The sequence below is a fragment of the Legionella septentrionalis genome, from assembly GCF_003989745.1.
In the GTDB taxonomy this organism is placed as follows: Bacteria; Pseudomonadota; Gammaproteobacteria; order Legionellales; family Legionellaceae; genus Legionella_A; species Legionella_A septentrionalis.
The window spans coordinates 13,447-28,012 of record NZ_RZGS01000035.1 but is presented as its reverse complement, the minus strand read 5'-3'; the positions used below and the strand labels follow the sequence as shown (position 1 = coordinate 28,012).

Below are 14,566 nucleotides of genomic sequence, written 5' to 3'. Positions count from 1 at the left end.
GATTGATGTGTCGGAGTGTGATGCTTCGCACTTGCTGCGAAAGCTCACGGGTGTTTTAAACGAGCAGGCGCTTCGTTTTGAGTTTAAGGAAAAGCGGCAGTTGCTGTCGTCGTTTGCTGATGAAAAGATTATCTTAACGGGTCGATTTTCACCGGAGCTTTTAGACCATCTGGCGCCGTTGTTGCTTGCGCGGCAGGGTAATCCCAACGCTTTGGGCGAGCTTATATTGGTGAGTGATGAGCCGGATGCATTCAGTGCCTGGGGGGCTTTTCAGCATACGGTGACGGTTGCGGAGAAAGGGGAGCTTCTTGCCGGGCGCTTTGCGCCATCGTTACTGCAAACGCTTAAGATGGCAGAGCTTGAGAACGAGCCATTGAGTGCGCTGCAGGCGAGGTTATCTTATGCAGAGCGCAACCCGACTGGGCAAACGGGTGAAGCCTGGCAGGGGATGCACCAGTTGCCGGTGCCTGCGATGGCTGAGCTTGATGAACTCGACTATGAGAAAAAAGCCCAGGCGTTCATTGAAAAGCGCATCGCCTCGGTCAATGGAATTTTGGCTGCCGAGCCTTATGTTTATTTAAGCGGTTTGACGGCGGTTGGCAAATCGACGTTTGTCAGGCAGTACTTTAAGAATGAAGAGGATACATTATATTCAGGCGAGCAGGCGTTAAGCGCCTGGGCCGGTGATAAGAGTGAGAAACGCAAGATTCTTTTCATTGATGAGGCGAACATCGGTACGCGGCAATGGACGGAATTTGAAGGGTTGTTCAACAACCCGCCGGGTATGCTCATTGATGGGGAGTACACGTTATTAAGCCCACAGCATAAGGTGGTATTTGCCGGCAACCCGGTGAATTATGGCGGTGAGCGCAAGCTCTCGCCTTTCTTTGCCCGGCATGGCAATGCGCTGGTGTTTGAAGCGATGCCGCCTGAATTTATTTACCAGCATATTTTAAAGCCTTTGTTGGTACAAAGCTTAAGCGAGGAGGCCGTTCGTGCCGGGTGCAAACAATGGTTAAGCGTGTATACATACCTTGCGAATGCATCCAGCAAGGAAGTGCTCATTTCCCCGCGTGAACTGGAAATGATGGCACTCCTCACCCTGTCTTACCTTAAAAAGCACCCGGAGGCAGACGCTGCGCAGGTGGCGGCTTATTATGCCCATCAACTGGGTAAGGAGTTGCTGCCTGTTGAGGAGCAGGAGAAATTTTCCCAGCGCTTTAAGCCTCAATTTATCCCCGCTCATGAGGTCAAAGAAATCGATAGGAAGGGGCTTGAATCCTTTGTCATGACCCCTTCCCGCCAGGTGGTGTACCAGCAATTGGCTGATGTGTTAGCCTTGCGGGACTTCAAACGCCATGCAGCCGCAACCGATGCGCAACGATACGGCGGCTTGGGCGGCATGGTGCTCGAAGGCCCGCCCGGGGTGGGCAAGAGCGAGCTTGTGACTCTGGCACTCCTCTCGCATGGGTTTACCGAAGCGACGTTATCCTCGCCTAAGGAAGGCGAGAATAGCTTCTATCGCATGCCGGTCAGCATGCAGCCGGATGATAAGAAACGCCTGCTGCTCAAAGCCTTCAAGGAAGGTGCCGTGGTGGTCGTCGATGAAATCAACAGCTCACCGATGATGGAGCGTTTGCTCAATGATTTGCTGATGGGCGAGAGTGAGCAAGGCAAACCCGATAAACCCGGTTTTTTTATCATCGGCACCCAAAACCCGGTCACCATGGCAGGACGCCGCAAACCCGGCAACGCACTCGCCAGGCGCTTGCTTAAAACCGAGCTTGACGAGTACAGCCGCGAGGAAATGATTGACGTCTTGCAGCATAAACAAATCAATCCGGCAAATGCCACCCTCATGGTCGATGCTTATCTTACCAAGCTCAACGAAGCCCGCGAGAAACGCCTCGAGCCACCCCCAACATTCAGGGATTTAATCCGCGTCGCCGAGGAGGAAATCAATGCCCACAGCAAAGCTCAAACACCCACACAACAACAGGGAGTAAGAGCAGCCGAAGCAATGGGAGAAGCTGCATTACCGCCTAAAGAAGAACAGAAACCCGCGCTTTCTTCTGCCGCCGCCGAGGAAAACCTGCCGTCCGAAGCGCCCAAAGCACCCCCTGTGGAAGAAAATACAAACCCTGGGCAAGCAGTGCATGACCCTGCAAGCCAGGAAAAAGAATCCCGGGAAAAAGAAGAACAAAAGCCCTCGGCGTCTTCTGCAGCCGCCGAGGAAAACCTGCCGTTCGAAGCGCTCAAAACACCCCCTGTGGAAGAAAATATAAACCCTGGGCAAGCAGTGCATGACCCGCTAAGCCAGGAAAAAGAATCTCGGGAAAAAGAAGAAGCAGAGATAAATAAAAAATTAGCGCATTACCTGAGTGAATGTGAGGAACAAATTAAACGCTTGAAGACTTATGCAGGCCATGACATTGTCGATACAAAAATCAGCTTGCTTGAAGCAGGCAAGAATTTACTCGAGGCCGAGTTTGGCACGGCCCAAGAGAAACTGGACAATTTTTATACCCACATCAAAACCAATCAGAAAGAACTGGTCAAACCACACAGCAGCATCCCCAAAGATATCGGCAAAGGCCTCTTAGTCTTCGTCGGACTCGTCCTTGGCATCGTCCCAGGTATCCTTCTCTACAGCCGCTACTTCTCAGCCTCAAGGCCCACCACAACAGGGGAAAAAATCGTCGAGCCCGTGAAAAAAGAAAACCCTATGCCATAGTGAATGATGGCTTAGGTTAAATTATCAGCAGCGATGATGTGGCTCATTTTTAAAGGTTTTTAAGCGTCTATTCACAGAGTTATACACAGTTTTTGGGGATAACTCTGCTCGTAAAAAATTTTGCAGCAAAGCTAAACGCCTTATAGTTACTGGAACAACAAGTTTTACCGCAAGGAGGAATTAATCATGTTGAGGAGGAATTAAAAAAGATATCCACAGAGGAGATAAGATCGTTCAACAGCAATATATGGTAGCTAAATAAAAATTAAAAAAACAGTCTTGACGAGGGGAATATTTTTCTTCCATTTTCCGGCATGTAGTATTAAGTACTCGTAACTCGAAGAATTTCAGCCAAAGAAGTATCTCCGGCGAGCACGCGTTTAAAACCATCTTCCCGAATGCTGGGCATAGAAGGGCGTATATACTGCTCAATGGTATGAATGCTTTCGTTCCTATGAATCATGCCACGCAAAGTTTCATCAATGCTGATCAGTTCATAAATACCAGTACGGCCGCGGTAGCCTGTTTGACTGCATTCATCGCAACCCTTAGGTTCAGATACCCTGGAAATATCGGTAGATTCGGTCGCTCCCATTAATTCACGTTCATCTTCGCGTAAATGGTGGGGACTCTTGCAGTGTGGGCAAAGTTTTCTAACCAGGCGCTGAGCAATTAAGCCAATGATGCTGGAGGATAGTAAAAACGATTCGACACCCATATCATGCAGGCGCGTGAGGGCTCCAAGCGCACTATTAGTATGTAAAGTGGATAAAACCAAATGGCCAGTGAGACTTGCTTGTACGGCAATTTCCGCTGTTTCCAGATCGCGAATCTCACCTATCATCACTACATCTGGATCTTGCCGTAAAATGGCACGCAAGCCCTTTGCAAACGTCATTTGTACTTTAGGATTAACCTGAGTTTGTCCAATGCCGGGAAGATCGTATTCGATGGGATCCTCAATAGTTAAGATATTGCGACTCACCTGGTTCAACTCAGTCAGCATGGCATACAAAGATGTGGTTTTTCCAGAGCCAGTGGGTCCTGTTACAAGCAGAATTCCATGCGGTTCAGCAATCATATGGCGAATAATAGCAAGCGTACTGTCTGCCATGCCCAATAAACTTAAGTTCAATTGCGCTGCCTGTTTATCCAAAATCCGCATGACGACTCTTTCTCCATGGTTAGAAGGGAGAGTGGAGACACGCACATCGATGTTATGTCCACCGATGCGTAAAGCAATCCGCCCATCTTGCGGGATCCTTTTCTCGGCAATATCAAGTTTTGCCATTACCTTAACGCGGGAAATAACAAAGGGTGCAATGCCACGTTGTATTTCCAGTACTTCCTGCAATACGCCATCAATACGGTTACGTACCAGTACTCGATCTTCATAAGTTTCAATGTGAATATCGGAAGCTTTTTGTTTAATGGCTTGCGTAAACAAAGCATTTAATAAACGAATGATAGGCGCATCATCTTGATTGTCTAACAAATCTTCGCTAACAGGCAGTTGACCTGCCAATAAATCGAGATCGAGTTCTTCTTCCATGCCTTCCGCTGCATCCAGCACCGACGATTGCGATTGGTAGGAGGCAGCCAAGTGTTGTTGGAATTCAGCTGCATCGACTTCCTTTAACAGTAATTCAGCCTGCAGAGTCCGGCGTATTTCGGTAAATACCTGCAAAGGCGTATTGGGAAGATGATAAACGAGCATGCGACCATCCTGTTCCATGCCTGCAGCCACCACCCCATGTTTTTTGGCAAATAAATAAGGGAGTTGGACTTGCTGTTTCGGTTGCATTATTTCGTTACCATGAACGATGGAATAGATGGCGGCGGAGACTTAGGCGGCAGCATGGGCGCTGCAGGCCGGCAGAAAGGTTTGGGGAGAGGCGCTTGTGTTAAAGGAGGTAAGACAATTTCATCATTACGCGGATCATAATCTTCTTCACGTAAAGATTGCAGTTGATATTGACGCACGTCTGTGTATTTACCGCCGGTTACACGCAAGGCATCCAGTTCGGTCTTAAGGATAAGGGGTCTTATGAATACCATGAGGACTTTTTTCTCACGATTGGTAATATTTCGCTGAAATAAACGGCCGAAGCCTGGCAGATCACCGACAATGGGCAGGCGATTGTCATCATTACCGAGGCTGTCTTGTTTCAAACCTCCTAATACAATGATGTCGCCGCTTTCTACATGCACCGAGGTAACAATGGCGCTGATATTGAAAACAGGATTTGTGGTGGGGTCCAAAGTGCTGGCAGGATCGAGGGTATCGTTACCCTGATCAATTTGCATCTGAATTCCTTTGCCGCGGGTGATTTGTGGTCGCACATACAAATGTAAGGCCACGTTCACACGATCAAAGGTAGTAAAAGGGCTTGCAGTGGTGGTGCCACCTGCATTATTAGGATAAGTAGTCGAAGCGACAGAAACTTGTTTACCGATAAGAATTTTTGCTTGCCGATTATCCAATACTACTACAGACGGGGTGGATAAAATATTGGCTTTTCGTTGTCTTGCCAGGGCGTAAATTTGTGCCTGAAACTGATCCAAAGATGTCCGGGAATTAATAATAGCAAAACCAGGTCTGAATGTGGTGCTGGATAATGTGTCTTGATCGATGCTTCCCCATTCAATACCTAAATCATTCACATCGCTCTCGTTAATTTCAGCAACTAAAGCTTCAATCAATATTTGTGCGGGTTTAATATCCAGTTGGCTTATCACGGATTTTAAAGTACGAATCAAGGTAACCGGGGCATTGATAATGACAGAATTGGTGTTTGGCTCTGCGATAATTTGTACCGTAGGTTTAGTGCTGCCCTCCACTTGCGTGGCAGCACCCGTAGTATTGGGTGTGGCAGCCGGGTTAACGGTGGTAGCGCTTACGCTGGCGGGTGGCATGGTTTGGCCGCCGCTTGAACTGCCTGTAGCTAAACTGGCAGCAGGGTTGGTGCTATCCAAGGCTGGGCGAGTAATGGTGCCAATAGTAGTTCCTACGGTACCGCTAAAGCTTGCCTGGGCAATGCCGGCCAAAATGGGCACCAAATCTTCCGCGCGTAAATAATTCAGATACACCACTTGGGTATTACTGTTGCTTCCATAAGGGCCGGAACGATCCAACTGAGAAATTAACAACCTAAGGCGTATGCGATCGGTTTTACTGCCACTGATAAGGATGGCGTTATTGCGATCATCTGCAGCCAGTGTAGTTTGGCCATGCAGAGGCGAGGAAGGCTGTGCTTTCACCAAATCCTTTAACGTGTTGGCGATGTCCATTGCTAACGCATGCCGCAGCGGCACCATGTCAATTCCGCTTGAGGAGGAACTATCCACTTGTTTGATGATACTAGCCATTTGGCGGATGTTGCCGGCACGTCCAGACAAAATCAGCATATTTGAGGGCGCATAAGCAGACACGCTACTCCATTGCGGCATAAGCGGGCGTAACACTGGAACGAGTTGTTCTGCCGGAACATAATGCACCGGAATAACTTCTACCATCATATCATCGCCGTGTGGCGGTGATTTTAAGGAGCTGAGTAGATCGGGAGATAATGTTTTTGCATCGATATTCGGAATAATTTTAATTACTTCGCCGCTGGGGATGGCAGCATAACCTGAAATTTGCAGCATGGAAAGAAAAACTTGATACAATTCTTTATCCGACATGGGCGTGCTGGAAACAATGGAAATTTTACCTTGCACCCGCGGATCGATAAGAAAATTTTTGCCGGTTACGCGGGAGACTTCTGCAATGACTGCACGAATATCCGCATTTCTTAAATTCCAGATTTTTTCCGCAGGTTTATCCACGAGCAAGGGCGCATCAGGTGGGTTAAAAGAGGCAGGTGTGTCCGGCGCAGGGTTTGCCGTCATTTGTTCTATTTTAGTTTTCAATTCTCTTGCCAGTGCAAGCTCTTCGATGGGACCTACCTGGACAATGTAAGGGCTTTTGATATCGGGACGATAAATCAAAACCGGCTGTTTTAAGGATTCGGTTAAATTTTTTTGCAATTCTTCGGCATTTTTTTGATGTGGGAAAGCGCCGACCTGAAGAAGATAAACTGTCTTGTCGTTTTTAATCGTTGTTTTAATATCTACATCCGCATGGACTATCGAGGCCCAAAACAGAATTAAAAAATAAAACGAGGCTCGCATCAAACAACCATTAAATCATAGTCATAGCATAATAACTAAATTTAAAAGGATGTAATAGACTTTTTGGAATTATCCTTAGGTTAACGGGGAACGCATATAGGATATATCTACTCCGGCAATGCTTGACAGATGGCGTCTTTAGGAAATAAAAATTTAGCCGATCAAAGCCAAGGCTTGGCTTTATGAATGAAATAATTAATTCAGGGGAAATATATGGAAAACTTAAACTATTTGTTTGGTTTATGGAAAAAATACAACTGGTTTTATTTTAATAAACAGGCGTTATGTAAAAATTATGCACGAAAAATATACTTGGTTTGTCAATTAATAATTATAGGATTGTGTATTGCGTTTTGTTTTCATGCAGAATTTGATTATTTAATTTGTGTATCTGTGTTGGTTCCTCCCTTTTTTTCTCTTTTCTTATATTCCAATCAAATTAATAAATGCTGATTACAAAAAACCGTTGCAAGAGCTAGGTTATGACAAACCTTTATTTCAAAAAAAATACTTTGCGCACACTCTTTATGAAATTCGGGAAAGTTTAAAAAAAGATAATCGACTTACACACGATTTTTTAAATAAAACAATAAAACAATGCCGAATTTACCTGGAATTAGAAAATAGCAAAGGGCATCCTTTGTTGGATGCTGTACCCATGAGGGCAGCAATTTCTTTTGTGGTTGCGTTTTTCATAGCCAAACTCGCACCTGTTAATGATGAATTGTTAATTTTCTTCGTTTTGATATTAACCAACATTCTATTTTTTTTACCACTTGTTATCACCACGGAATTTAACAAAATCAGAAACCTGTTGGTTATGTTAGAAATTATTAAAGAAAATCTTGCTAAGCAAAAGTTATAAATGAGACAGGATGAGAGGATGGTGGCTATGGGTGGACTCGAACCACCGACCTCAGCATTATGAGTGCCGCGCTCTAACCGGCTGAGCTACATAGCCACAGAGGCAGTGATTTTGTCTTTTTCGAAGATGGATGTCAAGATAGGAAGCTTAAAAAATAAAATTGGGTGCAAAAAAATTTATGTCTCCTGCTGTAACCACTTGGTAATGTAGTTTTGCGTTTCCATCACAATTTTTATAAGTTGCTGGTAAAGTGGTTCGAGCAGCTTGGTATGTCCTGCCTTTTGGTAGCGTTCCAGATATTGGCAGGCGTATTTCATTTTTATAGTGCCAAGATAAAGCGCGCCGCCTTTCATTTTATGCGCTAATTTCTCTACTTTTTCCCAATCATGTTTCCGGTGGGCTTGCTTGATGGCATCCAAATCCGTTTGCATTTCTTGTGAAAGCATAAGGCGCAGCAAATCTTTTACGGCATTTTCATCCCCAAGGTTTTTTTTCGCCTCGTCCAAGTCAAAAATTTTATAATCGTTTAAATTAAAAAGTTCAGATTCGGTTTCAGGCAAGTCGGCTCCAAGCCCGGCCTTAATCTGCTCTTTTTTCTTTTGCGAAGCTTTAGCTTTGGGTGATAAGTCTAAAAATTGATTAATAATGGTTTCCATGAGGGCAAGGCTTATAGGTTTATTAAACACATCATCCATGCCCAATTTGAGCGATTCATCTCTGATTTGATTGCGAGCCAAAGCTGTTAAGCCCACGATAGGAACATGGTTTTTATGATTGGCTTCTTTTTCCCGGACATGTTGCGTCAATTCATGCCCGGACATGCCAGGCAAACCAATATCGGTAATGATTAAATCAAATTCATTATTATTTATTAATTCAAGTGCGGCTTCACCGCTTTCTGCAGACATAAATTGACAACCACATTGCGCCGCCAGATTTTCAATAAGATGGCGGGCCACTAAATTATCTTCAACGAGCAGTAAGTGGGGAATAGCTGATACTATTTTTTTTGGCTTATGATGCTTGGTTGCATGTACAGCTTTCTCCAGTAATTGCAAAGAAGATTCATCCACCGCGTCTTCCGCACGCCCTATTTTTAAAGGAAGTTCGAAAGAAAAAGTTGTACCTGCCCCCGGTTTGCTTTTGACTTCAATATCGCCTCCTAACAAGGCAATATACGATTGGGCGATGTGTAAGCCGACGCCATGTCCTTCATAGATACCTTTATAGGAAGGATTAATGCGGTGAAAGCGATCAAAAATTTGGGCTAATTGCTCTTCTGGGATACCGATGCCGGTATCCGCTACAGCAAAATAAATCAAGGCTTCATTTTCTTGCAAATTTTTTAATTTAACATCAATGGCCACATGCCCCTTGTCTGTAAATTTGATGGCATTACCTAAAAGATTAAGCATGATGCGATGCAGTTTGATGCGATCGGAGTCGATGTATTTAGGCACATCATTATCAATATTAACCAATAAATTCAAACCGCGAATTTTTATGGTTGGAATTTCAAGCGCCACTAATTCTGCGATACATTCCCGTATATCAAACGTGGTTATTTTAAGCTCGTCTTCCTTAACCTTCCCCAGAGAAACAATATCCAAAATGCCATTGAGCAGCTGCAGCAATTGTTGGCTGCAATCATGGATCCACTCAGCATATTGGCGCTGTTCTGGATTATCCGCTTTATCCCGCAGAAGTTCCGACATGCCGACTACGCCGCTTAATGGCGTGCGTAAATCATGGCTCATGTTGGCTATGAATTGAGTTTTAGCTTGATTTGCACTTTCAGCCGCTTCTTTAGCAAGTGAAAGGATTTTTTCGTCTTCTTTAAGATGAGTGATGTCTACATAAATCCCGAGAATTCCATTGATCATGCCTTGATTGTCATATAAAGGTACCTTGCTTGTAGATAAAATGCGCTCTTTACCATTCGGAAAGACCATGGGGATTTCTTTATCAAGGATGGGGTGGCCCGTTGCCAAAATTTGATTGTCTTCATCAATATAATTCAAAGTGGAGGAAACAGCCCAGGGCATTTGGTAATCGGATTTGCCGATTATCTCTTGAATATTGTTAAATCCGAGGCTGCGTGCAAAATTTTTATTGCAGCCACGATAAATTAAATTTCTATCTTTCCAGAAAATATAGTTGGGGACGTTTAGTATGATTTGCCGTAGTAAATCCAAGGTTGCATCCATCGGATTGCCCCTCCAGTTCGGGGTTGGAGCATTAATTCTGGTATTAATTATCATAAAGTGTAGGATATTTTTTGCTGCCCATACAAAGTGCATGCGGTTGTTTTGAAATAGTCAATAGTGTTTTGGAGCATGAGCATAGTGAATGTGGCGCAGAAGTATTTCTAAACCATCGCCAAAATTACTGGCGTGATGAACTTTTGCTGGACTTGATAGCATTCTTATAGCCGCGCTTGCTATTGTATTAATTTTTTTAAATTGGTATTTGGGTGTTTAGATGGGCTTAATAGTGGTATTGGGCTTCGCTGAAACTTTATTCTAATGAGGTTTTGCAGCAAGAATTTTATCCAAATGATTGGAAAAGCGTTGTACATCACTGGAGCTAAGCGAAGCGGGGCCGCCTGATATCATACCAGTGTTGCGCAGTGATTCGTTAAGATTGCGCATGGCCAATACTTGTTTAATGTTATTGGCAGAATATAGCTCGCCTCTTGGGTTTAATGCGATGCCTTTTTGTTCTATGACGATATTTGCCAGAGGAATATCTGCAGTAATAACGAGATCATGCGCTTTGATACTGGCTGCTATTTTCTTGTCTGCCGAGTCAAAGCCTGTTTCTACTTGCAGGCGTTTAATATAAGGGGAGGGGGGTATTGAGACAAAATGGTTAGCCACAATAACCAATGGAGTTTTCGTTCTTATCGCCGCCCGAAAAAGAATGGTTTTAATTTTGTTGGGACAAGCGTCGCCATCGATCCAAATTTGCAATTTTAATAACCTTGCCTGTTATGCGTTTACCGCTTTTTTATTGAACTTAATGGGAGCATAAGAGTTTAGCAGATTAATGCAAAGCCCGGTAACAACAAATAACCCAGCAATAATTTTCCAAGTCTGCAAAGGTTCTCCCAAAAAAGCGACAGAACCCAATACTCCAATGATGGGTATTAATAAAGTAAAAGGGACAATCATCCCGATGGGATAACGGGCCAGCAACCAGTTCCATGCACCATAACCTATCCATGTGGAGGCATACACAATATACAATAAAGTCCCAATTCCTTTTAAGCTAATGTGTTGATAGCTTAGAACTGCACTGGCAAAACCTTCATAAAGCAAGGAACATAAAAACAAAGGTGGGAAGGCAATAAAACTTCCCCAGACAATCAATGCGATGGCATTCACGCTCGGACTTTTTTTAGTTATCAAATTGCCAAAACCCCAAGTGGCAGCTGCTGCCAGTATTAAGATAAATCCTAATAAAGAGAGATGATTGTCGAAATGCCAGGCTACAACGCCAATTCCAATGAAGGAAGTAAAAGCGCCGGCTACTTGCAGGAAAGTAGGTTGTTCATCAAGAAAAATAGCCGCAAAAAACATGCTGAAAAAAATTTGTACCTGCATGATTAATGCCGCCATGCCCGCCGTCATACCCGCATAAATGCCCAGAAACAATAATGCGAATTGCAGGGCAAACATGATTAATCCATAAAGAGCCACCGTTCTGAATGGCATTTTGGGTGGTTTAATGAAAAAAATCGCAGGCACGCTTGCCAGGAAAAAGCGTAGGGCGCAAAGAAGCAGTGGTGAAATTTCCTCAAGGCAAATCTTAACAAAAAGAAAATTTAAGCCCCAAATAAAGACTACCAATAGTGTGAGTAAAACGTGCGGTACAGGCATTTTGAATAACACGGTTAAGTTATTGAACTTTTAATTAAAATGGCATTGCTTGGCTGATTGGAGACCTGATAACATCAGTATTGGTCATTCAATACAGAATAGACAATTAGTGGTCAAGCTGATAATATTTTACTTTCGTGCCTTAAAAAAGTAAAACCTTTGCAGTGTGCTTTTGAAAAAATAGTTCGATTTCGTACCGGACGGGAGATGGACATAAATGGCTTTTAGTAACCCGCGCGCGGCTGCTTCTCATAGTTGGTCTTTTAAATTGCTGATGCCTTGGATCGTATGGGGATTAGGTTGCCTGTTTTATTTTTACGAATGCTTATTGCAAGTTTCGCCCAGTGTAATGAGTTCTGAGCTTATGCGCGATTTCGCGGTGACAGGACAAACTCTTGGTATTTTATCCGGCATTTATTTTTATTCCTATGCGTCCATGCAGCTTCCCGGCGGCGTTCTGATGGATTATTTCGGCCCACGCCGATTGTTGACTATCGCCACGGCAATTTGTGCGGTAAGCACAATTGCTTTTGGGTTGACCAGCAGCTTTTATATGGCTTGTTTGGCACGCTTGATGATTGGTTTTGGCTCTGCCTTTGCCGCTGTGGGTGCCATGAAATTGGCAGCCAATTGGTTTCCTTCCGAACGCTTTGCCTTGTTGACGGGTGTTATGGTTACCATTGGGATGTTGGGAGCAATCGGGGGTGAAGCTCCTTTAGCTCTGCTCATTGATCGATATGGCTGGCGCGAAAGCATGATCATCATGGGGAGTGTGGGTATTGTTCTTGCTTTTCTGATTTTTCTGGTGGCCAAAGACACGCCCAGCCAAGTCAAATTGGTTCATCATGCGACGGATGAGGAAGGTTTATTAAAAAGCCTTTTGGCATTGTTAAAAAACAAACAATTATGGTTAGTGGCTACTTATGGCGGTTTGATGTATATGGCTACCCCGGTATTTTGTGGTTTATGGGGTGTGCCTTTTTTAATGCTGAAAATGCAAATTGCCAAAGCCACTGCTGCTAATTATATATCCCTGGTATTTGTAGGTTGGGCGATTGCCAGTCCTTTGTGGGGAATTTTTTCCACCCGCATCGGGCGTCGCAAGCCACCCATGTACATAGGTTGTATAGGGGCTTTGCTTACCAGCTTATGTTTTATTTATGTCCCTATACAAAGCGGTTGGCTGATGGAATTATCATTATTCCTGTTCGGTATTTTTTCTGCTGGTTTTTTACCTGCATTCGCCGTAGCGAAAGAATTATGCAGCAAGCGTTATGTTGCTACCGGCTTAAGTTTCATGAATATGATGAATATGATTGGCATAGCGCTGGCGCAGCCAATCATTGGCTATATTCTGGATAAATTATGGCAAGGGGAGACAGTAAATGCTGTTCGCATTTATCCATTAGAGGCGTACCATATTGCTTTGGCCTTGTTGCCTGCAGGTATGTTCATTGCTTTGCTGATTATGCCACTTTTGCGGGAAACTTATTGCAAAAGCGTGCATGAGTGATTAATTAAATGCTGTAAGTAAGTGGATTATTATGTTTAAAAAGCTTTACATTAAAACCAACGGTTGTCAGATGAATGAATACGATTCATCTAAAATGGCTGAAGTATTGCTGCAGTCACACGGATTACAAAAAACAGATCACGTTGAAGAAGCCGATGTTATTTTATTAAATACTTGTTCTATTCGCGAAAAAGCTCAGGAAAAAGTATTTTCGCAATTAGGCGAGTGGCGTAAGCATAAAGAAATGCATCCACACGTGGTTATTGGTGTCGGTGGGTGCGTCGCAAGTCAGGAAGGCGCTGCTATTCTTAAACGTGCGCCATTTGTGGATTTGGTGTTTGGTCCGCAAACGCTGCATCGTCTTCCTCAGCTTTTAAATGAAAGGCTTGAAAGCCGTAAGCCCGTGGTAGATATCAGTTTTCCAGAAATCGAAAAATTTGATCATCTGCCTGCCCCGCGTGCAGAAGGACCAATGGCTTTTGTTTCAATTATGGAAGGCTGTAGCAAGTATTGCAGCTATTGCGTGGTGCCTTATACCCGCGGCGAAGAAATTAGCAGGCCTTTTGATGACGTGTTGGCCGAGTGTTACCAATTGGCTACTCAGGGAGTACGTGAAATCAATTTGCTAGGGCAGAACGTCAACGACTACCGTGGCCCCATGCATAATGGGGAAATAGCCGACCTGGCATTGCTGATTCACTATATTGCTGCCATTGACGGCGTTGACAGAATCCGTTTTACAACGTCACATCCGTTGGCATTTTCCGATAATTTAATCAATGCGTATGCCGAAGTCCCCGAATTGGCGAATCATTTGCATTTGCCGGTACAAAGCGGTTCGGATCGAATCCTTTCCTTGATGAAGCGTGGCTACACTGCTTTGGAATATAAATCAAAAATCCGCAAGTTGCGTAAAGTCCGCCCGGATATCCGCTTGTCTACCGACATTATTGTGGGTTTTCCCGGCGAAACAGATCAGGACTTTCAGGACACCATGGATTTGGTGCATGAGATTGGTTTTGATACGTCCTTCAGCTTTATTTACAGTGCAAGGCCAGGAACTCCTGCAGCGAATTTGCCAGATGATATTCCTATGGAAATTAAAAAACAACGTCTTAAAATCCTGCAAGATCGCCTCGTTCTGCAGGCTTCCCGCTACAGTCAATCCATGGTGGGCAGCACGCAGCGTATCCTGGTAACCGGTATTTCCAAAAAGCGGGAAAATCAGTTGGCCGGGCGTACTGAATGCAATCGTGTGGTGAATTTTGATGGCCCAGTGACTGCAGTTGGACAGTTTGTAGATGTATGTATAACAGAAGCCCAACCTAATTCATTGCGTGGCCGCCTGATGCAAGATTAAGTCTTTGCGCCCCGCTTTAAGATTAGCGGGGCTGCCCCTC

General features: G+C 44.3%; 8 protein-coding genes and 1 tRNA gene. 3 read left to right on the top strand and 6 right to left on the bottom strand.

Annotation, left to right across the window (positions count from 1 at the left end; all coding sequences use genetic code 11):
- Positions 1–2,734, top strand: a 2,734-nt coding sequence (locus ELY11_RS10225; RefSeq protein WP_158615197.1) for an AAA family ATPase, incomplete at its 5' end; no start/stop codon positions are given.
- Between the two features lie 322 nt (positions 2,735–3,056).
- On the opposite strand, the gene lspE is transcribed toward ELY11_RS10225, so the two are convergent.
- From lspE to ELY11_RS10195, 6 genes are all read right to left on the bottom strand, one after another.
- The gene (lspE, locus tag ELY11_RS10220; RefSeq protein WP_325049362.1) at positions 3,057–4,538 is read right to left on the bottom strand and encodes a GspE family T2SS ATPase variant LspE; all 1,482 of its coding nucleotides are present in this window, start codon (positions 4,536–4,538) and stop codon (positions 3,057–3,059) included.
- A complete protein-coding gene (gene lspD / locus ELY11_RS10215) occupies positions 4,538–6,907 on the bottom strand; it encodes a GspD family T2SS secretin variant LspD (RefSeq protein ID WP_126955055.1) in 2,370 nt (789 codons plus the stop codon). Before lspD ends, lspE begins: the two co-directional genes overlap by 1 nt.
- Before the next feature lie 884 nt (positions 6,908–7,791).
- Positions 7,792–7,868: transfer RNA gene (locus ELY11_RS10210), tRNA-Met, on the bottom strand.
- An 80-nt stretch (positions 7,869–7,948) separates the two neighbouring features.
- On the bottom strand, positions 7,949–9,979 hold the full coding sequence (locus ELY11_RS10205) for an ATP-binding protein (RefSeq protein ID WP_158615196.1): 2,031 nt from the start codon (positions 9,977–9,979) through the stop codon (positions 7,949–7,951).
- 315 nt (positions 9,980–10,294) lie between these two features.
- Positions 10,295–10,744 (bottom strand): YaiI/YqxD family protein, encoded by a 450-nt coding sequence (locus ELY11_RS10200; protein ID WP_126954938.1) that lies wholly within the window; start codon positions 10,742–10,744, stop codon positions 10,295–10,297.
- An 18-nt stretch (positions 10,745–10,762) separates the two neighbouring features.
- Positions 10,763–11,653, bottom strand: a complete 891-nt coding sequence (locus ELY11_RS10195; protein ID WP_126954939.1) for an EamA family transporter — start codon at positions 11,651–11,653, stop codon at positions 10,763–10,765.
- Positions 11,654–11,870: 217 nt separating this feature from the next.
- On the opposite strand from ELY11_RS10195, the gene ELY11_RS10190 reads away from it, so the two are divergent.
- Both ELY11_RS10190 and miaB read left to right on the top strand, forming a co-directional pair.
- Positions 11,871–13,166 carry an MFS transporter gene (locus tag ELY11_RS10190; protein ID WP_126954940.1) on the top strand — a complete coding sequence of 432 codons (1,296 nt, stop codon included), beginning with the start codon at positions 11,871–11,873 and terminating at the stop codon, positions 13,164–13,166.
- Positions 13,167–13,197: 31 nt separating this feature from the next.
- Positions 13,198–14,526, top strand: coding sequence for a tRNA (N6-isopentenyl adenosine(37)-C2)-methylthiotransferase MiaB (gene miaB, locus ELY11_RS10185; protein WP_126954941.1), 1,329 nt, complete (start codon positions 13,198–13,200; stop codon positions 14,524–14,526).
- Positions 14,527–14,566: the final 40 nt, after the last annotated feature.

Coding starts and splice junctions, on each gene's coding strand:
- ELY11_RS10195 (WP_126954939.1), bottom strand. CDS start 11,653: ATGCCTGTACCGCACGTTTTACTCACACTATTGGTAGTCTTTATTTGG.
- ELY11_RS10190 (WP_126954940.1), top strand. CDS start 11,871: ATGGCTTTTAGTAACCCGCGCGCGGCTGCTTCTCATAGTTGGTCTTTT.
- miaB (WP_126954941.1), top strand. CDS start 13,198: ATGTTTAAAAAGCTTTACATTAAAACCAACGGTTGTCAGATGAATGAA.
- lspE (WP_325049362.1), bottom strand. CDS start 4,538: ATGCAACCGAAACAGCAAGTCCAACTCCCTTATTTATTTGCCAAAAAA.
- ELY11_RS10205 (WP_158615196.1), bottom strand. CDS start 9,979: ATGGATGCAACCTTGGATTTACTACGGCAAATCATACTAAACGTCCCC.
- lspD (WP_126955055.1), bottom strand. CDS start 6,907: ATGCGAGCCTCGTTTTATTTTTTAATTCTGTTTTGGGCCTCGATAGTC.